Origin of the sequence: Streptomyces prunicolor (assembly GCF_045162825.1) — a bacterium.
GTDB lineage: Bacteria > Actinomycetota > Actinomycetes > Streptomycetales > Streptomycetaceae > Streptomyces > Streptomyces prunicolor.
In genome coordinates this window covers 3,137,770-3,158,000 of record NZ_CP108676.1, presented here as the reverse complement: position 1 = coordinate 3,158,000, position 20,231 = coordinate 3,137,770, and the positions used below count along the sequence as shown (strand labels likewise).

Below are 20,231 nucleotides of genomic sequence, written 5' to 3'. Positions count from 1 at the left end.
CCGTACACACGAGGAGCCGGAAGCCCACCCCGTCCGGACGTTGCCGGCGGATTCGGTGACCGCTCTTGGCGATCTTGATTGATCGCGCAGTCTGACGGAGGTTCGGTTCCATCGTGCGGGGAGGCAAGGAGGGGCTGTGATGTCGCTGCGCCCTGTGCCTGCTTCGTCCGTCCCGCAGGCCACCGCGCGGGTGGCTCGCGCTGTGTTCTGCAAGGGCTGTCCAGCCATGCGGATCCGGGATGAGTTCGGTCCGCTGTTCGAGGACGCGCAGTTCGCTTCGGCGTTTCCGCGCCGGGGGTGGTCCGGTGCGGTCGCCGGCGCAGCTCCCGGCTGGATGCAACAGGTCGCCGCGCCGCAGTGGTTCGAACGCTACGGCAAGCGCATCGACTCCTTCCCCGTCCTCAAAGGAGCTGACGCCTGGCGGCAGTGGGCGCGGGCCGTGGAAGAGGACGGATTCGCGCTGCTTCAGGCCGTCCACGCACTCGCGTGGGTGCAGCACCTGCACCGCGATGAGGACGGGAAGGGGGTGCGCCGGCGGGAGGGCAGAGATCTCCCGCCGGGCAGGCTGAGGCTGTCCAGCCCTTAGGACACCGACACCCGCTACAGCGTCAAGCGCGGCGCGGGCGGGGACGGCCACAAGGTCCACTTCACCGAGACCTGCGAGCCGGATACCCCGCGCCTGATCACGACCGTGGTCACCACCGACGGGACCGGCCTTCGCCGACACCACCGCCCAGGGCTGCGCCGGAAACGGCCTTGGACAAGGCGCCTTCACCGTCAACTGGCCGGCCCGCACTGTTACCCGCCCCGAGACCGGAGCAGCGTCAGCTGGTCCGAGCAGCGCAAACCCATCAGCACCGAGATCATCCGGGTCCACTTCGCCAAGGCCGACTGCGACGCCTGCCCGGTGCGCAGCGTGCACCAGCGCCAAGAGCAAGTGGGGCCGCAGGCTGACCCTGCTCACCCGGCCCCAGCAGCAGGTCCTCGACCAGCGCCGACGCGAGCAGGACACCGGCGACTAGCGGGCCGCCTACGGCACCCGCGCCGGAATGGAAGGCACCATCTCCCAGGCCGTCCGGGCGACACGGACACGCACCACCCCCTACCGCGGGCCGCACAAGACCCGCCTCGGCGCCCGGTGGACCGAAACTCCATCGGCACCACCCACATCAGCCGCTTCGCCCGCCTCGGACTCGAACTGACCGCCTGACCGAATCCGCCGACAAAGTCCGTCCGGGGCGGGCTTTCAACTCCTCGGAGCCCTGGTCACGGAGTCCCGGGCTCCGCCTCGTAGGGCACCTCCCACACCACTGAGACGACACATCCGAAAGCCGGCGCCGTCTCGACGTAGCGCACCACGTACTGCACCGACCCGTCGCGGGGACGCACACACCGGCCTCGGGCAACGGCTCCCCGGTGCGCTGAGAGCCGAGCCGCCTTGCGGGCCTGTGCCAGTGCCGTGGTGCCGTCCTCTTCGAAAGTGGCGAGCCCAAGCCCGACGGGGAAGGGACAGACGGCGTAGACGACGAGACCCGTGTGCCGGACCGTGGCGAAATGCACCCGGCGACCCGTGGGTGACACGGCTGAGGGGGCGTGGAGGCCACCGCAGTGCGGACAAGGGCCGTCGTCGAGGGCGAGGTCCGCCGGATCGGTGGCCAGACAAGTCCCCAGCAGTGACAGCAACCCCGCGCGCACCGCACGGAGCCCGTCTTCCTCCGGTTCGATTCTTCTGTCGGACAGCACAAGTGAGCGCAGTGTGACGGGGGTTGAACCCTCGTCACACTGCGCGGATCCGGGATCGAGCGGTGGGGCGGGCAGCGAGGGGTGCCGGGCCCCCCAGCCGCCGTCGGGATGCGTGGCCGGCCGGCTGTGCGGTGCCGGTTCTCGGGAGATCACGGGTCCACACGCCTCCTGCTCCGGCTCGGGCGGCCATGCTAGGTCCTTGTTGTCGCATTCCCGCCCTCCGGAGGGCGGGAATGCGACAACAAGGACCTAGGGTCGGGCTTCGCCGATCTGCTCCATCAGTGCGTAGAACGTCTTCATGTCGTTGTCGAAGCGTGGCGAGGCCATGAAGTTCCCGGTGTCGTTGATGCTGTTGAGGCCGCCGATGTAGCCGGTGCCCGTGTCGTAGTCGTAGTCCAGGAGCCAGGGCCCGCCACTGGAACCCGGGGTCATGTTGGGACACTCCACCTGCCACATGTTCACGGGCGGGACGGTGGGTTCCACCAGGTCCTGGCAGAACTCCTGGTGATTGCCGTCGTATGGCGGACCGGAGTAGCCGATGAGGGAGACCTGTTCGCCGGTGCGCATGTCCGGCGCGATCTGGTACCCGCCGGCCGCATCGAGGACCGTTTCACCGCTGGCGTTGTCGTTGACTACGAGCATGCCGTAGTCGTGCTCGTAGTCGGGCTTTGAGCCGATGCTCCAGGCGGGCGACGTGGCGATGTTCCACGCGGTGAACCCTCCGTAGGGCGCGCTGCCATCGTGGAAGCCCGGGTAGAAGACCTGGTTCTTGGTCCAGTCGAGGCCCGGACCGTCGTGCAGGCAGTGCGCCGCCGTCAGGACCAGTACTTCGGAGTCACTGTTGATGACGGTGCCGGTGCAGGCATCGGGCTTCCCGTTGGCGTGCTCGAAGACGAGCTTGCCCACCGCGGTGGAGTGCGGCCCGTCGACCGGAGCGGCCTGTGCCCGAGGGAGCGACCGGGAGTCGCCGGCTGCCTCGTTCGTCAGGGCCTTGCCGATCCGCTCGGGGGTCCAGTACGCCAGGAGCGCGCTCTGGCGAGCCTGTTCGGACGTACTGCGGGAACCGGGTACGTCGACGATGGCCCGGTGCTCGGTCGCGGCGCGGTCGGCACCGACGGCGGGGCCGGATGAACCGACCGCGGCGACGACGGCCAGACACACGGCGACCAGAGCCGCTCTGCCCCGTCCGAGCCGGATGAGGGGATCGCTTCGTGTTGCCGGGGACTGGTGGGACATCGGGGCGAACTCCGTTCACTGGTGGAGGAGAAGACGGGAAGCTGTTGCTGGGGTCAGACGACGAGCTGAGCGGTGAACTCGCGCTCCCGTTCGACCTCGGCGGAGGTCTTGGCGATGCGCCCCGTGGTGCGCCGCAGGATGGGCGGAGCCATCACGGAGGTCACGACCGCCACCAGGACGACGACGGTGTACGAAGCGGTGTTCAGGACACCGAGGCGCAGCCCCACGGAGGCGAGCACGATCTCCACCAGGCCTCGGGCGTTGAGACCTGCTCCGATCGCAAGGGATTCCGTGCGGTCGAGGCGGCCGAGACGAGCGCCCAGATAGCCCCCGGCAAACTTGGCGCCGATGGCCACGGCCAGAGTGATCACGGCGGCGAGCAGCACCGAAGGGTGTGCCAGCGTGGTGAGATCCACCTGGAGTCCGGCCGCGGCGAGGAAGAGCGGTGCCAGCGTCGCCATGACGAAGGTCCGCACGGAGTCGAGGGACCCGCGGCTGGCCGTGCCGAGAGAGCTGACCACGATGCCGCACAGGAAGGCGCCGAGGATGGGCTCCATACCCAGCGCGTGCGTGCCCGCGGCGGACAGCAGGATCATGATGACGATGAGGGAAAGGCTGAATCCGGGCTGCTGTGCGTGCCGCGTGGGACGCAGCACCCGCGCCGCCAGCGGACGCAGCACAAGAACCGTGGCGGCCAGCACGATGAGCAGACAGCCGACTGATGTGGCCACCACGCCCGCGCGCAGGCCGTGAGTCGCCATCGCCGAGACGATCGACAGCAGTAGCCATCCGACGATGTCGCTGACCGCCGCGGCCCCGATGATCATCTGACCTACGTTGCGGTGCAGCAGCCCCATGTCGAGCAGCGTCTTGGCGATCACCGGGAGGGCGCTCACCGCCACGGCCACGCCGATGAACAGAGCGAAGGTTCCGTGGCCGCCTGCCCCGCCCATCAGCGAGTCGGGCAGCAGCGTGCCCAGCGCGACCCCGAGGGCCAGGGGCAGCAGCACGCTGCCGGCGCTGACGAGTCCGATCGCACGCCGCCTCCGCCGCAGCAGCCCCAGGTCGATATGTGCTCCGGTGATGGCCACGAGGAGGAGCACACCCAGCTGGGACACGGCGTTCAGGAGATGCATCTGCTCGGGGTCGCGCGGCAGCAGCCAGTGGGACAGGCCGGGTGCCACATTCCCGAACACGGACGGGCCCAGCACCACGCCTGCGGCGAGCTCGCCCACGACGGGCGGCATGTTGAAGCGTGCGGCAGCCCTGCCCAGAAGTGCGGCGACCGAGATCAGCAGACTCAACTGCAGCAGGAAGACCAGCATCTGATGATCGGTCAGGCCAGGAACCGGGCCTGCGGAGAGTGTCACGGTGTTCCTTTCCAGGGTGGGAGGGCGAGCCGGCACGCCACTGCCGCCTCAGACTTCGGTCAGGGCGGACAGCAGTACGCCGGCGACGCCGGAGGGATTGCTCTCGGCCAACAGGTGGCCGCCGGGCAACAGTTCGAACGAGCAGCGACCCGTGGTGTGCCGGGCCCAGGCGGGCAGCTCGGACAGCGAGGTGTCGCGATCGCCGGCCAGAACGGTCACGTTCCCCGGCGTCGTGGTCGTGCCGACGGTTTCGACGAAGGACCGCGCCAGGAGGAGATCGGCACGGATCATCGCAAACGCCCCGGCCGCCAGGTGCGGATCGTCCAGTACCTCGTCGGTGATCGCTCCGCCCATGGATGCGAGGGTCGCGACCGCCGATTCCAGCGTGGCGATGTCCTCCGAGGTGACCCTGCGCTGCTGAGACGGCGGCACGTTGGACGCCGCCACCAGTGCGGGCCGCCGCCTGTCGCTCAGTGCTGCCACCAGGGCGAGCCCGATGTAGGCGCCGAGGCTCTCCCCGTAGACGACGTCGACCGGGCCGTCGATCTGGGCCAGCGCATCGGCCACTACGGCCGGCGCGCTGGTGAGATACGGCTCCGCGTAGCGGCGCCCATGGCCGGGCAGTTCCAGCGCCAGGACACCGATCTCATCGGGCAGTGCACGGCGCAGCCTGCGGAAGTAGCCCGCGCCGCAGCATGAGGGAGGCACGAGAGCGACCGCGCCTCTCACCGCCCCGGTCCCTGTCGAGCAGAAGGCGTGGGTGTCAACGCGCCGCCACCGTGCGGACCGGGGTGCCCCGGAGCGTCTCGGTGGCGATCTTGTTGTGGCCGTAGTCGTCGCCGCCGCGCGCCAGTACGGCGCCCCACTTGTCCAAGGAGATGCTGCCGCCGTACTCCTCGATGTGGTCCGTGTCCGGATAGACCCGCACCCTGGTAGGTACGTAACGCGTGGCGAATCCCATGCGGTAGTCCTTGCCCGTACTGATGTTGGGCAGCGAGGCGTGCATCAGCGTCGACCAGAAGATGACGCACTGGCCGCGCTCCATCACCAGCGAGAAGGCGTCCTCCTCGTTGGGCTTCCAGTCGGGGTCGACCTGGAGCTGCCGGTAGTCGTAGCCGAAGAAGCCCCGGGGAACGCCGTCCTTGACCTCGGCGTTGATGCGCCCCTCGTCGAACTCCATCTGCTTCGTCTCGTCGTAGTTCATCTTGTTCTGCGTGCCGGGGATGATCTGCAGACAGCCGTTCTCACGGGTCGAGTCCGTGAACGCGGTCCAGACGGTGATGGTGCCCGCCCCGAAGTCCTCCTGCGACTCGCCGGGCCACAGCAGCTGAGGCTTGCCGCTGGCGTTGGCGAAGGTGTCCGCCTGATGCCAGTCGGTGCCCTCGTCACCGGGGTACTTGGGGAAGAACTCGGAGCGCCAGCACAGCAGATCGGGGCCGAGGATCGACGCGACCCGGTCCACGATCTTCTGGTTGCAGATGTGTTCCACCAGCAGATCGATGTCGAGGTGCCGGTCGTAGTTGAAGATGTTCGGTGCCCCGATGCTTGCGTCGACCTCCGGATACGCGGCGTGGCTGCGATCCAGGGTCTCCCGGTGGACCTGCTTCCACAGCCGGTCCATCTCCTCGGGGGTGTAGACGGTGAGCGGACCGATGTAGCCGTTCTTGTGGAAGAACGCGAGTTCCTCGTCGGACAGGGAGAGGGGGTTCTGCTCGATGCTCGTTGCCATGCTGTGCCTTCCTGGCTTCGGCTACGCGTGTGACCGGACCGGCTGTGCCTTGGCCACGGCTATGGAGAGGGGCTCGTCGTAGGCGACCTTCATGTCGAGGTTCACGCCAAATGAATCCGCGAGGAATTTGTTGAGTCTGGCGAAGGCTAGTGAATGGCCTCCGATATCAAGGAAATTGTCCGACGCGATGATCTCCGAATCCTCTAGTTCCTCGCACAGCCAAGCGATGGTGGCGTGTTCCAGATCTGTAATCTCGGGCGACCGGGCTGCGTCGTCGTCATACGTGGAAGACGGCATGGAACCATCCTTCTGCGATCTCTGAGAGGTGCCGACTATTACTGGGTGCACCGAACCGATGTCGAACATACCTGTGCTCAGAGCGGGTTGAACAAGGATGTGTCCTGTCGCCGGGACACCGAGCGGGCCGGAATCAGCTTCGCCCTATCCCCTGCCACCCCGTCCTCCTATAGTCGGCAGAGCACCCACCCCCCTTCCACGAGAGGGCCCGGGGTATTCCGATTTCCCCCATGGCGGTAAGCCAAAAAATATGGCATGTACGGGTGCTGCGAGGAGAACTGACCCGCCGCTCCGGCTAGCGATCCAAGACGGAGCCCTGGGTGATCGGAATACCCCGACAATGCTGGAGCCATTTCGCTCCCGGGATATCAAGTCGTTTTTAAACGCGTACTTTGTGAGGGAGATTCACATGACCGAGGTACTGCCGGATGCGATCTGGCTGCCCAGCGAACGCTCCAGTGGCTGTCCCTACGACCCGCCCGAGCAGCTCTCCGAGATCCGCGAGAAGACCCCGCTGAGCCGGATCCACTACTCGGGAGACGTCGACGGCTGGCTGGTGACCAGCCACGCTCTGGCACGGCAGATCCTTGCCGACGCGCGCTTCGGCAGCGGCAGCAACCACCACCGCGCCCCCATCGACGGTGCCCCCTTCATGGAGAACCCGCCGCCGGTCCCGCCGGGCTTCCTCTCCCTCATGGACCCGCCGGACCACACCCGCTTCCGCCGTCAGATCACCGGCCAGTTCACAGTCCGCCGGATGCGGCAGCTCACCGACCGCGTCGAGGAGATCACCACAGAGTGCCTCGATGCCATGGAGAAGCAGGACGGGCCGGTCGACCTGGTCGACTCCTTTGCCCGCCTCATCCCCGGCGTCGTCATCGCGGAGCTGCTCGGCATCAGCTACGACGACCGGCAGAAGTTCACCGACCTCGTCGACCACATGCACGCCCTGGGACGCGGCAAGGCCTCTGTCGAAGAGCAGACAAAGGCGTTCCTCGCGGTGCGCGGCTTCATGAGCGAGCTGATGATCGCCAAGCGCGAACAGCCGACGGACGACGTGTTCAGCGGGCTTGTCACCAGCGAATTCACCGACGACGAGGTCATCAACCTCGGCCTCACCCTGCTCGGCGCCGGCCTGGACACGGTCGCCGGCACCCTCTCCCTCGGCGCCTTCGCGCTGCTGCGCAATCCGGACCAGTACGAGCTGCTCACCAAGGCCACGGACGACGACGCGGTGTCGCGCGCCGTCGAGGAGTTGCTCCGGTTCACCGCCGTGCTCCCCTTCCTGCAGCGCTGCGCGTTTGAGGACATCGAGGTCGACGGTCACCTCATCAAGGCCGGGGAGATGGTCACCATCTCCACGGCGGCCGCCAACCGCGACGCCGGCAAGTTCGCCGCACCGGATGACCTCGACATCACGCGGTCGGCGCGTGGTCACGTGACCTTCGGCCACGGTATCCACCAGTGCGTCGCACAGCAGCTCGCGCGGGTCGAGCTGCAGGTCGCCTTCCCCGCCCTGGCCCGTCGTTTCCCGACCCTCCGTCTCGCCGTCGCCCCCGAAGAGGTTCCGGTGCGCGACGAGATCGCCTTCTACGGTCTGTGGAGCCTGCCGGTCACCTGGGACCGGGGATAACAGCCCACCGCCTGCCCGAGCCGACCGCGGGGGACGAGTACATCCCCCGTCAGTTCCCCGCGGTCCCCACGAGCGGCCCCGGAAATCGTCCGTCAACGATTTCCGGGGCCGCTCTATGTCCAAGGCTCCCGGATCGCACCCGACCCCGATCAACACCACTGATGGGACAAGGAAATGGTCACTTCTCGGACCCGGCTGGAAACCCTCGCCGAGCGGATCACGGCACACGACCGCGCCCACGTCTTCCACCCCTGGTCGGCTCAGGACCTCGTCACCCCCCTCGCCGTGGCAGGCGCCGACGGAGCGTACTTCTGGGATCACGACGGAAACCGCTACCTGGACTTCAGCAGCGGCCTCGTTTTCACCAACCTGGGCTACCAACACCCGGCCGTCGTCGAGGCGATACGGGAACAGGCTGCCCACCTGGCGACCTTCGCACCGGGATTCGCCGTCGAGGCGCGATCGGAGGCAGCCCGGCTGATCGCCGAGCGGACCCCGGGCGACCTCGACCGGATCCTGTTCACCAACGGCGGTGCCGAGGCCGTGGAGAACGCCGTCCGACTCGCACGGCTGCACACCGGGCGCCACAAGGTCCTGTCCGCATACCGCTCCTACCACGGTGCGACCGGCACCGCGATCAACCTGACGGGGGACCCACGGCGCTGGCCGAGTGACCAGGGAACTGCAGGAGCCGTGCGCTTCTGGGCTCCGTTCCTGTACCGCTCACCGTTCCACAGCCAGAACGCCGAGCAGGAGTGCGAGCGCGCGCTGCAGCACCTGGACGACACCATCGTCTTCGAAGGACCTTCCACCATCGCGGCGCTCATCCTGGAGACGGTTCCGGGCACCGCCGGCATCATGGTGCCGCCGCCCGGATACCTGGCCGGAGTTCGCGAACTCTGCGACCGCCACGGCATCGTGTTCATCCTCGACGAGGTCATGTCCGGCTTCGGCCGCACAGGCGCCTGGTTCGCTGCGGACCACTTCGGCGTCGTGCCCGACCTGCTGACCTTCGCCAAGGGCGTCAACTCCGGGTACGTGCCCCTGGGAGGCGTTGCGATCAGTGAGGAGATCGCCGCCACCTTTGCCCGTCGCCCCTACCCGGGCGGCCTGACCTATTCCGGGCACCCCCTCGCCTGCGCTGCCGCGGTCGCGACCATCGACGTCATGGCCTCGGAAGACATCGTGGGGCGCGCCCGTCGGATGGGTGCTGAAGTGATCGGGCCCGGGCTGCACGCCCTGGCCGAACGGCACCCCTGCGTGGGTGAGGTACGCGGCCTCGGAGTCTTCTGGGCGCTCGAACTGGTCCGCAACCGGGAGACGCGCGAGCCGCTCGTCCCCTACAACGCCGCGGGCGAGGCCGCGGCTCCCATGGCACGGTTCACGGCTGCCTGCCGCGCGGGCGGACTGTGGCCCTTCGTGCACATGAACCGCACGCACGTCGTGCCGCCGTGCACACTCACCGAGTCCGAGGCCAAGGAAGGCCTGGCGATCCTGGACGAGGCACTGGCCCTCGCCGACACCGATACGGAGTGATCGAAGCTCTCCGCTCGTACCGCACGACGGACACCGCTCCCCCGAATGTGCCGGGGGAGCGGTGTCCGTCGTGCGGTACGAGCGGGGGACAGGGGTCAGCGTCCCCGCGCGTGGAAGGCGGCCCTGGCCCAGACGAATCCCACCACGGTGATGCCGACGAGCCAACCCAGCGCGATGTAGGCGCTGTTGCCGATGGCGCTACCCATCAGCAGGCCGCGCAAGGTGTCGATGACCGGGGTGAAAGGCTGGTACTCGGCGAACCAGCGCACCCCGGTCGGCATCGAGGAGGTGGGAACGAAGGCACTGCTGACCAGCGGCAGGATCTGCAGAGGCATGGCCGCGGTGTTGGCGCTGCCGGGGTTCTTGGCCGCCGAGCCGAAGGCGATCATCAGCCAGGTGAGCGACAGGCTGAGCAGTGCGAGCACACCGATGGCCGCCACCCACTCGACGGGGGTGGCCGTGGGGCGGAATCCCATGGCCAGCGCGACCGCCAGCACGAGCGTCACCGTCGCCATGGTCCGCAGGAAGCCGCCGAGCACATGGCCGGTGAGCACCGCGCCGCGCGAGATCGGCATCGTACGGAACCGCTTGATGATCCCCTCGGTCAGGTCGACACTGACCGTCACGGCTGTGCTGCCACCGCCGTAGCAGACGGTGAGCAGGACCATCGAAGGCGCGATGTAGTTCAGGTACCCGGTACGGCCGTCCGCGGCCCCGCCGACTCCCGCCCCCAGCGCTCCGCCGAAGATGTAGACGAACATCAGCAGCAGCACGACTGGGGTCACCAAGCTGGAGATCAGCATGGCCGGGAAACGGATGCCATGGCGCAGACTACGCCGCAGCATCGTCATCGAATCGGTCACGGAGTAGCTGAGGGAACTCACAGGACGGTCTCCTTCTGGCGGCGGGGAGGCGTGGTCAGGGCGAGGAACACGTCGTCGAGATCGGGCGTGTGGACGGTCAGTTCGGCCACGTCGACCGCATGCTCGTCGAGGCGCTCGAGCAGCGCTCGCAGCGCGCCTACGCTGCCGTCGTTCGGCACCTGCAGCGCCAGGGCGTCGGCGTCGCGCCGGGCCTCGCCCAGCACACCGAGAGCCATGTCCAGCTGGTGCTGTTCACCGAACTCCAGGCGCACATAGCTTCCAGGGACACGCCGCTTGAGCTCGGCGGCCGTGCCCTGCGCCACCAGCCGCCCCTGATCGAGGACCGCGATGAGGTCCGCGAGCTGATCGGCCTCCTCCAGGTATTGCGTCGTCAGGAAGATCGTGACGCCGTCGGCGACCAGATTGCGGATGACTCCCCACATGGCGTGCCGACTGCGCGGGTCGAGCCCCGTCGTGGGCTCGTCGAGGAAGATGACGCTCGGCCTGCGCACCAGGGTCATCGCCAGGTCGAGGCGCCGCCGCATGCCTCCGGAGTAGGACAGCGCGCGCTGTGAGCGGGCGTCCACGAGGTCGAACTGTTCGAGGAGTTCGTCGGCCCGGCGTCGTCCCTCGCGTCGTCCCAGATGATGCAGATCCGCCATCATGATGAGGTTCTCCCTGCCGGTGAGCAGGTTGTCCACCGAGGCGAACTGCCCCGTGACACTGATGGCGCCGCGCACGCCGTCCGGGTCCCTCACCACATCCTTGCCCGCCACACGAATGTCGCCGGCGTCCGCCTTGATCAGGGTGGCCAGGATCTCCACCGCCGTGGTCTTACCTGCCCCGTTGGGGCCGAGCAGTGAGAAGATCGTGCCCGCGGCCACCTCCAGGTCGATGCCGTCGAGAACTACCTTGTTGCCGTACGCCTTGCACAGGCCGGTGACAGTGATGGCCGATTGGGGAGTCGTCACGCCCCCTCCTTCCGTGACTTCTTGCGCGATGGATGGTGTGGGTCAGGCCCGGTGGATGTTGATCTCGCCGATGACGGTGCGGGTACGCAGTTGCACGGTGGCCGTCGGGTCCCCAGGGGCAGCGGAGTCGTCCAGAGCGTTGTGCACGCCGCCGATGAGGCTGCGTGCGTCGAGGTGCGCCGTGGTGCCCTCGCGGACACCCACGCCGAGCGAGCCGCGGGTTGTCTCCAGGACGATCTCGCCGCGTGCGACCTCGCCGATGTAGATGTCGCCATTGGTGTTCTTCGCCTCTACGCCGCTGTGCGCCCGGCCGACGGAGACCTCCCCGTTGGTGGCCGTGAGGCGCAGCTCACCGGTGACGTCACCGATGGCCGTCGTTCCGCTGAGGTTTTTGATGCGTGCGGAGCCGTCGATGTAGTCGATCTTGAGGTTGCCGTGGGCGGCGTTGATGTCCGCGGTGCCGGATACCCGGCCCACGCGGATGTCGCCGAGGGCCGCCTCGACGCGCAGCCCGGCGGTCTCCTCCAACTGGATGCTGCCGCAGGCGGATTTGAAACGGCAGTCGCCCAGGCGGCCTCGAGCGGTGAGGTAGCCCAGGGCGGCCTCGCCGGAGAGATCCGAGCCGGCGGGCAGCTCGATCGCGACCTGGATGGCCGAGTCCTTCTCGTCCTCGGCGGAGCGGCTCCGCGAGAACAGTCCGCGCCGTGGCTTGGGCGCCTTGACCAGCAGCTTGCCGTTCTTGTACTCGACCGAGGTCTGTTCGGCAGCCTGCGCGCTGGCCTCGCTGTCGCTGCTGGGGCGAATGGTGACCACCGTATCGGTGCGGTCGCTGCTCGTGATCTCAATGTCGGCGGCGACAAGTTCGAGGGTGACGGAAATCGGGCCGGGAGTCTCGAAGGCAGGCATGGCAGAACCCTTCTGGGTGGGGGGTGTTGGTGTGTGGTCAAGGAGGCACAGCAGGCGTCGGCCGCGGCTCGAGGTCAGCGGATCCAGCCCTGGTGGTGCTGGCCGATGCGCAGGCCGCGGTTCTTGCCCGGGCCGTTGCGGCGAGCGGTCTGGACAGCGGCGGCGGCAGCCCGCACGAGCCAGGCGTTGGCTGACATGCCATCCTGCCCTGCGGCCTCGTCGACGTGCTGTTTCAGCCGCTCCGGCATCCGTACGGTGATGCGAGAGATGGGGCCCTCATCGGCCGTCAGGGGCGCCAGGGACGGGTCGTCGGTGTCCGTACCCGCCTCCTGCGTGTCGTCTTGTGACGGCTCCGACGGCTCCGACGGCATCGTGACCGTGAAGTCTGGATTGCTGCCGCGCAGTCGGACATCCACCGAGCCTGCGGGCAGGCTCGCGCTGATCTCCTCCGCGGCTTCTGAGACCACCTCCAACAGGGCGAGCCGAATGGCCGACTCCAAGGGGATCGCGAAGCGCTCGAGGAAGGCCTCGGCCTCCTTGCCCCCGGCCGTTCCGGCCGCGGCGAGCGCCCTGCTGAGATTCGTGACGTGCGGGGCGAGGTCCATGACGTCACCGTAGCGTCATCGATGACGTCACCGCAAGCGATGTGACGTCACTGGCGACATTCGATGACGTCACTCGTGACGTCGGTCGACGGCGGATGCTGCCGCCGGCCCCGCGCCGAGCCGCCGCCCGTGTCCTGGCAGCAGGACAGGAAGGAACAGGCCCCGGACCTCTTTACGTGAAACTGTTCGTGGGGATTCAATTTCTCATAGTCCGTTCATTTCGGAGAGCGGGAGCCGGCTGTCTTCAGGATTCCGCAGTAATAGAGTCTCCTGGTGTCGACACTACTGATCTTCGCAGTTTGGATTTCTGGCCGAGGGCGGGTATCTCATGGCTGTGCGTGAACGAGAAAACGCTGTCAAGGAGTTTCAGCGACGTCAAGGGGTCGTGATCGAGCAGGCGGGCCGATCCGCGGAGAAACAGCGCGCTAAAGGCAAACTCAGTGCCCGCCGCCGTGTGAACCTCCTCCTGGACCCAGGATCCTTCGTGGAACTCGATGCGCTGAGCAGAGCGCCGGACGCTGTCGACGAGGTGCGGGAGGAGCACTACGGCGACGGAGTGATCACCGGCTACGGATCCGTCGACGGCCGCCCTGTGTGCGTCTTCAGCCAGGACGCCACCTATATGGGTGGCTCCCTCGGAGAGGTGCACGCCCGCCGCATCCTCAAGATCATGGACCTGGCCCTCAGCACCGGCCGGCCGATCATCGGCATCAACGACGGTGCCGGCGCCCGGATCCAGGAAGGCGTGGTCTCGCAGGCGCTGTACGCCGAGATATTCCATCGCAATGTTAAAGCGTCGGGCGTGATCCCCCAGATTTCCCTCATCATGGGATACTGCGCGGGTGGCGCCGCCTATTCCCCCGCCTTGACCGACTTTGTGGTTATGGTCGACCAGATGTCACACATGTTCATCACGGGCCCCGACGTGGTGAAAGCGGTGACCGGCGAAGAAATCGGCGTAGAAGAACTGGGCGGTGCCCGCACCCACAGCTCCGTCTCGGGAAACGCCCACTACCTGGCCACCGACGAAGAGGGCGCCATCGACTATGTCAAAGACCTTCTCTCCTTCCTCCCGGACAACAATCTCTCCTTCCCGCCGGAGTACCCGGCCAGCGGTCTGGTCGACATCGCCGTCGACTCGCCGGCCGAACGGCGGCCGGCGCTGGACACCCTCGTGCCGACCTCGCCGACCCAGCCGTACGACATGCGTGACGTCATCGAGCAGATCGTCGACGAGATCGGACTGGTGGAGATCCAGGAGACGTACGCACCGAACATCGTCATCGGCTTCAGCCGGATCGAGGGCGCGTCCATCGGCATCGTCGCCAGCCAGCCCTTGCACCTCGCCGGTTGTCTGGACATCAACGCCTCCGAGAAGGCGGCCCGCTTCGTACGTACCTGCAATGCCTTCAACATTCCTGTCCTGACCCTCGTCGACGTCCCCGGCTTCCTGCCCGGAACCGACCAGGAGTGGACGGGAATCATCCGACGCGGCGCGAAACTCATCTACGCGTACGCCGAGGCCACCGTTCCTCTGGTCACAGTGATCACGCGCAAGGCCTACGGAGCTGGCTACGACGTCCTGGGCTCCAAGCACCTGGGCGCCGACGTCAACCTCGCCTGGCCCGCAGCCGAGATCGCCGTGATGGGCTCCGAAGGCGCCACGAACATCGTGCATCGCAAAAAGCTGGCCGCGGCCGTCGCCGCCGGCGGCGACGCCGACGCCCTCCGCGACGAACTGCGTCGCGACTACGAAGACCGACTCTGCAACCCCTACATCGCCGCCGAACGCGGCTACATCGATGCTGTCATCCAGCCCTCGTCGACGCGCAGCCACGTGGCACGCGCCCTGCGCCTGCTCAGAAGCAAACGCGATCTGACCCGTACGGAACGAGGGAACATGCCGCTGTGAACCGGCCTGCGCCCGACACCCCCAAGGACGCGGCCCGCCGCTACGTGTGCTGGATGGCCGAAGGCTGGAGTGCCCACCAGGTCAAGGCCGAGACCGAGGAGACCGCACGACTCCTGGCCCAAGCCGGCAGCCACTCCCCACCCCCCGACGACCGGACCGATCACCACACCGAACTCACCGCCAAACTGCACGAGTGGCTCCGCATCACCCGCCTGCTGGGCGACCGGAGCCACGACGTGTATCGCAACCGTCTCGACCCGGTCTTCGTCGCCTGGCGGGAGCAGCGCTGCGCCCTGCTGGATGGCCCTGGCACGCCTCCTGCGGCCCGGACGGACCACAAGCACGCGTACGCACCGTCCGCGGACACCCTTCTCGAACCGGAGACCGCTGACCGGCTGCGGCTGTGGGCCGACCGGCATGGCACCTCGACGCAGCTGATACTCCGACAGCTCATCAGCCGCGCTGGCATGGACACAGACGGCAGGATCTCGGTCGAGCCCTTCGTCCCGCACTCACCCGCCCACCCAGGAACCGCCAAGACCTGAGGAAGCCAAGATGAAAGAGATAGTCAGTGCCGCGCTCTGCGACAGCGCCCAAGCGAAGGACTTCGCCGGCTTGCCGGTACCGGACTCCTATCGCGGCGCGGTCGTGCTCAAGCACGAGACGACCATGTTCGCCGGCATGGCCACATCCGAGAAGGACCCAGGCAAGTCGGTACACATCCAGGACGTGCCGACCCCCGAACCCGGCCCCGGTGAAGCACTCGTCGCGGTCATGGCCAGCTCGATCAACTACAACACAGTGTGGAGCGCCCTGTTCGAACCGCTGCCCACCTTCAAGTTCCTGGAGCGCTACGCCCGTTCCGTCCCTGGAGCGCAGCGGCACGATCAGCCATTCCACGTGCTGGGATCCGACCTGTCCGGCGTCGTCCTTCGTACCGGACCTGGCGTCAGCGGCTGGAAGCCCGGAGACCGGGTCGTCGCGCACTGCCTGTCGGTCGAACTCGAGTCCCCTGACGGCCACGACGACACGATGCTGGATCCCGCACAGCGCATCTGGGGATTCGAGACGAACTACGGCGGGCTCGCCGAGCTCGCCCTCGTGAAGACCAACCAATTGATGCCCAAACCGGCCCACTTGACGTGGGAGGAGGCCGCCGCGTCGGGCCTGGTCAATTCGACCGCCTACCGTCAACTCGTCTCCCGCAACGGAGCCGGCATGAAACAGGGCGATGTCGTGCTGATCTGGGGAGCCGGCGGCGGCCTCGGTTCCTACGCCACCCAACTGGCACTCAACGGTGGCGCGCTGCCTGTGTGCGTGGTCTCCAGCGAAGAGAAGGCCCGCCTGGTCAGGGCCATGGGGGCCGAACTGGTCATCAACCGGGCCGAAGAGGGATACCGGTTCTGGAAGGACGAGACGACGCAGGACCCCGGCGAGTGGCGCCGGCTCGGCGCCCGCATCAGAGAGCTCACGGGCGGTGAGGATCCCGACATCGTCCTCGAGCACCCCGGCAAGGAGACCTTCGGAGCCAGCGTCTACGTTGCGCGTCGCGGCGGAACAGTAGTCACCTGCGCCTCCACGTCGGGATACCTGCACCAATTCGACAACCGCTACCTGTGGATGAACCTCAAGCGTATTGTGGGAACTCACTTCGCCAATTACCGCGAAGCATGGGAAGCGAACCGCCTGATTGCACGCGGCATGGTCCATCCCACTCTCTCCACCGTGTTTCCCCTTTCGGAAACAGGCGAGGCCGCGCGTGCTGTCCACCGAAATGAGCACAGCGGCAAGGTGGGAGTGCTGTGCCTTGCCCCTGAAGAAGGTCACGGCGTCGAGGATGAAGAAGTAAGAGACCGTTACCGGAAATCAATCGGCCTATTCAGGAGCCCGCTGTCCTGCTGACGAGACATCTTGATCAGCACCACTGACTTGGTGAGTCGAATCACTGGCGATCATCACTGAAAGGAATCCCCTATGTTTGTGCCGCCCCAATACCGTGAGCCGAACGGCTCATGGATGGTGAATCTGATGCGCCGCAACCCGCTCGCCCTGTGCGTCACGAACGGTGACGCGAACGAGGGGCCGTTCGCGACGCACCTGCCGGTCATCCGGGACCCTCGGCTGAGCCAGGACTGGACCGAGGACCTGTCAGGTGGCAGCCTGCTCGGGCACATGAACCTGCACAACCCGCACTGGGCGGCCCTGCGCACCGGAGACCCTGTCCTCCTGGTGTTCACGGGACCGCACGCCTACGTGTCGCCGACGGTTTACGAGAAGACGCCTGCCGCGCCGACCTGGGACTTCACTGCCGTCCACGTTCACGGAACGATCGAGAAGATCGTATCGGCGGAAGACACCCTCGAGGTCGTCAAAGCGACGGTGCGGTCCTTCGAGGACGACCTGGGAACAGGCTGGGACATGGCGGAGTCCGAGGGGTATTTCCACCAACTCCTCCCCGGCGTCGGCGCCTTCCGTATTGCCGTGACCGGCGCCGAGGGCATGTTCAAACTCAGCCAGGAACAGGAACCGCACGTCCGCGAACGTGTCCGCGACTCGTTCGCCCAGCGTCCCTGCGGCCGGCACCGTGAAACGGCGCAGCTCATCGCCCAACTGCCCTGAGGGATCAGCAGACGCTGACGCGCGGCGGGTGGCTGCGCCGCTACGCATCGAGACGCGCGGGCAGAGAACTTGAACCCGCTGCCGAAACCACCGAAGCCGTCCCCCGGCTGCGCGGGGGACGGCAGGAGAGCAAGGCGTCAGGCACTCAACGCTGTGATGGTGTCGTTGTGCTCCAGGATCTGGCCCGCAGCACTGTCGAGCGTGACCAGTACCCACTTGTCGAAGTCGACACCGGAGTGTTCGGCGGCCTTGTGCCATCGATCGATCCGGTTGCCCGGGAGTGCCAACTGGCGCGGCGAGTCCGGGCGGGGCTCCGTTGCTGATTCCGCTGCGTCGATCGCCTTGACGGCGTTCCGCAACTGCTTGGTCGTCCACCCCTTCGCCTCGGCATCGTCGAGCCATTTCTCCTGCTTGTCGAAGGGAAGGGACGCGACTTCGGCATGGTGCTGAAATGTCAGACCGGCCCTGCGTCTTGGTATTTCGAACCTTCTGGACACCCATGCGTAGTTACGTAGTGTCTGATACTTCAGGCCGGCGGTGCGGATGCCCAGTTGGTAGCGATCGGCATAGTGGTCCTTCCCGTATACGAGCCAGTCGCCCAGCCACCAAGATGACGAGTCGATCACTCCCGCCAGCTGACCGCCCGCCCGCTCCCAGGCGTCGAAACTCAGGTTGGGTGCCATCTGGAGCCCCACGCGCGTGGTGAGAACGTCGCCGCGCCGACCGTCGGCGCCGGGCCTTCTTTGCGGCTGCCCCGGCTCTGCGGGCCGGGCGAGTCCAGAACCCGCAGAGAGGGAAGAAAAACTCGATGAATTCATCAATTGCCTCCGCGCAAGAAAGAGATCGCCGGACGAACAAGAGACGGGAGGATGGAGAGAAGGAGTGCTGTGGTTAAGATGCTCTCTCTAACGTGTCAGCACCTGATTTGGCTCCTTGTGTCGAAGGCCCCCGTTCCAAAGTGTTCAGTCTGAGTGAAACCCGAACGGTGATTCTGTGGCAAGGGGGCCATCGGCACGGTGTGCAACTTGCCGAGGTTGACGTCTCAGGGTAGCGATTCGGGTGCATGGCGTGATGTGAGACAGTCTAAATCGTGACATAGGAATCTAAAACACCCGACCGTGAGCGGTGTACCCACAATGAGCGAGAGAAGGGATCGCCTCGGCGAGGCAGAAACCACCGACGGTTCCGAATACTCGCGACAATGTGAGCCATATCCACGACGCGATGAATTCGCCTACGACGGTGAATGCGACCGGGCACTGGCTCGGCAAGAGAGCTGGGGGCCCTGCCCCGGACCGATGGCGGCGGACGAGGCCGTCGACCAGGTCGTACGGCAGGCGCGCGCAGCCGGGCACTCCTGGACGGTGATCGGCGAACGCCTTGGCGTCTCGCGTCAGGCGGCACGTCAGAAATACGCGGACCGCGTCGACCGCCTCACCGAAGGTCCCCCGGTTGTGGGCCTCAGCCGCAGGCGTGACTCGGAGAGCGGCGTCGCACCATCGCGTATCTCGTCTCCGAGGTGGGCATCCGGCAGTTCCTGGACGTCGGTACCGGTCTTCCGACCGCGCAGAACACCCACCAGGTCGCCCAGGGGCTCGCTCCCGAGGCGCGGATCGTCTACGTCGACAACGATCCGATGGTGCTCGCGCACGCCCGCGCCCTGCTGTACTCCACCGCGGAGGGTGCGACCGCCTACATCGACGCCGACGTGACGGACCCGGACCGCATTCTCGAAGTCGCCGCCAGGACACTGGACTTCGGTCGTCCTACCGCGCTCATCCTCAGCAACATCCTGGGTCACGTCGCCGACCACGATCAGGCCCGCTCCATCGTCACCCGGCTGATGGAAGCCCTGCCCTCGGGCAGTTACCTCTCCATCAACGACGGGTCACGCGGCATCGACCCCGTCTTCGAGCAGGCCCAGGACGCTTACAACACCAGCGGCGCCGTTCCGTACAACCTGCGCGCCATTGATGAGATCTCCGCGTTCTTCGACGGCCTGGAGCTTGTCGAGCCCGGTGTCGTCTCGGTGACCCAGTGGCGTCCGGAGCCCGGTTCGGGCGTCCCGGAGGTCATCGCCGAGCACGGTGGACTTGCGCGTAAGCCGTAACGACCGCGTAGGCCGTGACGACCGCGTAGCCGTAACGACCGCGTGAGCCGTGACGACAGGACAGGAAGAACAGCTGAGGCGCACAACCTTCCGGAAAGCCGCCGGTCTGAAAGGACACACACCTACGCGAGCTACCGGGGGTAGTCATGCGACGGATAGGTACTGCACTGGCCGCAACAGTGCTGGCGGGCGGCGGTCTGTTGGCCGGCACGGTTCCGGCGGTGGCCGCGCCGACGGCCGTGGACTGTGCCGTGACGTGGGGAAGCCTGGACAAGACCGGTGACGCCGTTGCCTCCAGGCGACTGACCGACGTGCGGACCGGACAGCACGAGTGCTTCGACCGCCTGGTCTTCGACGCCCAGGGCACGACGGCCGACCCGATCGGCTACACGGTCCGCTACGTCGACGTACTGCATCAGGACCCGAGCGACATCGTGGTTCCGATCAAGGGCGGAGCCATTCTGGAGATCTCGCTGTTCTCCTCGCGCTACGACCCGGCGACCGGACAGCCCTACCCGCCGCTTCCGTCCGCCGACGTCACCGGGTACCGGACCTTCCGGGAGTTCAAGGTCACCGGCGGCTCCGAGGGATACACCCAGGCCGGACTGGGCGTCCGTGCTCGGCTGCCGTTCCAGGTCTTCCAGACGGCCAACCATCTCGTGGTGGACGTGGCTCACACCTGGTGACCCCGCACGGCCCGG

The 20,231-nt window shown here is 67.0% G+C and carries 18 protein-coding genes and 1 pseudogene; 9 read left to right on the top strand and 10 right to left on the bottom strand.

Going from position 1 to position 20,231, the window contains the following annotated elements; genetic code table 11:
- Window positions 1-139: 139 nt before the first annotated feature.
- A complete protein-coding gene (locus OG588_RS14260) occupies window positions 140-586 on the top strand; it encodes a hypothetical protein (RefSeq protein ID WP_405947601.1) in 447 nt (148 codons plus the stop codon).
- Between the two features lie 1,406 nt (window positions 587-1,992).
- Here OG588_RS14260 and OG588_RS14255 read toward each other — a convergent pair.
- The 5 genes from OG588_RS14255 to OG588_RS14235 are packed head-to-tail and all read right to left on the bottom strand — an operon-like array spanning window position 1,993 to window position 6,375.
- Window positions 1,993-2,979, bottom strand: a complete 987-nt coding sequence (locus OG588_RS14255; RefSeq protein WP_405947600.1) for a trypsin-like serine peptidase — start codon at window positions 2,977-2,979, stop codon at window positions 1,993-1,995.
- 53 nt (window positions 2,980-3,032) lie between these two features.
- The gene (locus tag OG588_RS14250) at window positions 3,033-4,349 is read right to left on the bottom strand and encodes a cation:proton antiporter (RefSeq protein ID WP_405947599.1); all 1,317 of its coding nucleotides are present in this window, start codon (window positions 4,347-4,349) and stop codon (window positions 3,033-3,035) included.
- Window positions 4,350-4,397: 48 nt separating this feature from the next.
- Window positions 4,398-5,057, bottom strand: a complete 660-nt coding sequence (locus OG588_RS14245) for a thioesterase II family protein (protein WP_405947598.1) — start codon at window positions 5,055-5,057, stop codon at window positions 4,398-4,400.
- A gap of 55 nt (window positions 5,058-5,112) precedes the next feature.
- A complete protein-coding gene (locus OG588_RS14240; protein WP_405947597.1) occupies window positions 5,113-6,078 on the bottom strand; it encodes a chlorinating enzyme in 966 nt (321 codons plus the stop codon).
- A 21-nt stretch (window positions 6,079-6,099) separates the two neighbouring features.
- Complete coding sequence (locus tag OG588_RS14235; protein ID WP_405947596.1) at window positions 6,100-6,375, bottom strand: phosphopantetheine-binding protein; 276 nt, start codon at window positions 6,373-6,375, stop codon at window positions 6,100-6,102.
- 409 nt (window positions 6,376-6,784) lie between these two features.
- Here OG588_RS14235 and OG588_RS14230 point away from each other — a divergent pair, with 409 nt between their 5' ends.
- Together OG588_RS14230 and OG588_RS14225 are read left to right on the top strand one after the other, a co-directional pair.
- The gene (locus OG588_RS14230; RefSeq protein WP_405947595.1) at window positions 6,785-8,008 is read left to right on the top strand and encodes a cytochrome P450; all 1,224 of its coding nucleotides are present in this window, start codon (window positions 6,785-6,787) and stop codon (window positions 8,006-8,008) included.
- 174 nt (window positions 8,009-8,182) lie between these two features.
- A complete protein-coding gene (locus OG588_RS14225) occupies window positions 8,183-9,544 on the top strand; it encodes an aspartate aminotransferase family protein (RefSeq protein ID WP_405947594.1) in 1,362 nt (453 codons plus the stop codon).
- A gap of 95 nt (window positions 9,545-9,639) precedes the next feature.
- On the opposite strand, the gene OG588_RS14220 is transcribed toward OG588_RS14225, so the two are convergent.
- The 4 genes from OG588_RS14220 to OG588_RS14205 form a co-directional block, all read right to left on the bottom strand.
- Complete coding sequence (locus OG588_RS14220) at window positions 9,640-10,428, bottom strand: ABC transporter permease (RefSeq protein ID WP_405947593.1); 789 nt, start codon at window positions 10,426-10,428, stop codon at window positions 9,640-9,642.
- Window positions 10,425-11,378, bottom strand: a complete 954-nt coding sequence (locus OG588_RS14215; RefSeq protein WP_405947592.1) for an ATP-binding cassette domain-containing protein — start codon at window positions 11,376-11,378, stop codon at window positions 10,425-10,427. Before OG588_RS14215 ends, OG588_RS14220 begins: the two co-directional genes overlap by 4 nt.
- Window positions 11,379-11,420: 42 nt before the next feature.
- Window positions 11,421-12,284 (bottom strand): DUF4097 family beta strand repeat-containing protein, encoded by an 864-nt coding sequence (locus OG588_RS14210; protein ID WP_405947591.1) that lies wholly within the window; start codon window positions 12,282-12,284, stop codon window positions 11,421-11,423.
- 74 nt (window positions 12,285-12,358) lie between these two features.
- Window positions 12,359-12,889 (bottom strand): hypothetical protein, encoded by a 531-nt coding sequence (locus OG588_RS14205; RefSeq protein ID WP_405947590.1) that lies wholly within the window; start codon window positions 12,887-12,889, stop codon window positions 12,359-12,361.
- Between the two features lie 328 nt (window positions 12,890-13,217).
- Here OG588_RS14205 and OG588_RS14200 point away from each other — a divergent pair, with 328 nt between their 5' ends.
- The 4 genes from OG588_RS14200 to OG588_RS14185 all read left to right on the top strand — a co-directional run bounded on the left by OG588_RS14200 (window position 13,218) and on the right by OG588_RS14185 (window position 17,420).
- Window positions 13,218-14,801 (top strand): acyl-CoA carboxylase subunit beta, encoded by a 1,584-nt coding sequence (locus OG588_RS14200; protein WP_405947589.1) that lies wholly within the window; start codon window positions 13,218-13,220, stop codon window positions 14,799-14,801.
- The gene (locus OG588_RS14195; protein WP_405947588.1) at window positions 14,798-15,346 is read left to right on the top strand and encodes a hypothetical protein; all 549 of its coding nucleotides are present in this window, start codon (window positions 14,798-14,800) and stop codon (window positions 15,344-15,346) included. Before OG588_RS14200 ends, OG588_RS14195 begins: the two co-directional genes overlap by 4 nt.
- Before the next feature lie 10 nt (window positions 15,347-15,356).
- Entirely contained in the window at window positions 15,357-16,703 is a 1,347-nt protein-coding gene (gene ccrA, locus OG588_RS14190) for a crotonyl-CoA carboxylase/reductase (RefSeq protein WP_405947587.1), read from the top strand.
- Window positions 16,704-16,775: 72 nt separating this feature from the next.
- Window positions 16,776-17,420 (top strand): FMN-binding negative transcriptional regulator, encoded by a 645-nt coding sequence (locus tag OG588_RS14185; RefSeq protein ID WP_405947586.1) that lies wholly within the window; start codon window positions 16,776-16,778, stop codon window positions 17,418-17,420.
- Between the two features lie 137 nt (window positions 17,421-17,557).
- On the opposite strand, the gene OG588_RS14180 is transcribed toward OG588_RS14185, so the two are convergent.
- Window positions 17,558-18,238 carry an LmbU family transcriptional regulator gene (locus OG588_RS14180; protein ID WP_405947585.1) on the bottom strand — a complete coding sequence of 227 codons (681 nt, stop codon included), beginning with the start codon at window positions 18,236-18,238 and terminating at the stop codon, window positions 17,558-17,560.
- A 671-nt stretch (window positions 18,239-18,909) separates the two neighbouring features.
- Between OG588_RS14180 and OG588_RS14175 the strand changes: the two are divergent.
- Both OG588_RS14175 and OG588_RS14170 read left to right on the top strand, forming a co-directional pair.
- Window positions 18,910-19,530, top strand: a pseudogene (locus tag OG588_RS14175) (SAM-dependent methyltransferase); the annotation flags it as partial.
- A gap of 146 nt (window positions 19,531-19,676) precedes the next feature.
- The gene (locus tag OG588_RS14170; RefSeq protein ID WP_405947584.1) at window positions 19,677-20,216 is read left to right on the top strand and encodes a hypothetical protein; all 540 of its coding nucleotides are present in this window, start codon (window positions 19,677-19,679) and stop codon (window positions 20,214-20,216) included.
- Window positions 20,217-20,231: the final 15 nt, after the last annotated feature.

Bases quoted from the DNA above. Each gene is read 5' to 3' on its own strand.
- OG588_RS14180 (WP_405947585.1), bottom strand. From the start codon at position 18,238: ATGAATTCATCGAGTTTTTCTTCCCTCTCTGCGGGTTCTGGACTCGCC.
- OG588_RS14230 (WP_405947595.1), top strand. From the start codon at position 6,785: ATGACCGAGGTACTGCCGGATGCGATCTGGCTGCCCAGCGAACGCTCC.
- OG588_RS14170 (WP_405947584.1), top strand. From the start codon at position 19,677: ATGCGACGGATAGGTACTGCACTGGCCGCAACAGTGCTGGCGGGCGGC.
- OG588_RS14200 (WP_405947589.1), top strand. From the start codon at position 13,218: ATGGCTGTGCGTGAACGAGAAAACGCTGTCAAGGAGTTTCAGCGACGT.
- OG588_RS14235 (WP_405947596.1), bottom strand. From the start codon at position 6,375: ATGCCGTCTTCCACGTATGACGACGACGCAGCCCGGTCGCCCGAGATT.
- OG588_RS14205 (WP_405947590.1), bottom strand. From the start codon at position 12,889: ATGGACCTCGCCCCGCACGTCACGAATCTCAGCAGGGCGCTCGCCGCG.
- OG588_RS14225 (WP_405947594.1), top strand. From the start codon at position 8,183: ATGGTCACTTCTCGGACCCGGCTGGAAACCCTCGCCGAGCGGATCACG.
- OG588_RS14255 (WP_405947600.1), bottom strand. From the start codon at position 2,979: ATGTCCCACCAGTCCCCGGCAACACGAAGCGATCCCCTCATCCGGCTC.
- OG588_RS14260 (WP_405947601.1), top strand. From the start codon at position 140: ATGTCGCTGCGCCCTGTGCCTGCTTCGTCCGTCCCGCAGGCCACCGCG.
- ccrA (WP_405947587.1), top strand. From the start codon at position 15,357: ATGAAAGAGATAGTCAGTGCCGCGCTCTGCGACAGCGCCCAAGCGAAG.
- OG588_RS14240 (WP_405947597.1), bottom strand. From the start codon at position 6,078: ATGGCAACGAGCATCGAGCAGAACCCCCTCTCCCTGTCCGACGAGGAA.
- OG588_RS14210 (WP_405947591.1), bottom strand. From the start codon at position 12,284: ATGCCTGCCTTCGAGACTCCCGGCCCGATTTCCGTCACCCTCGAACTT.
- OG588_RS14185 (WP_405947586.1), top strand. From the start codon at position 16,776: ATGTTTGTGCCGCCCCAATACCGTGAGCCGAACGGCTCATGGATGGTG.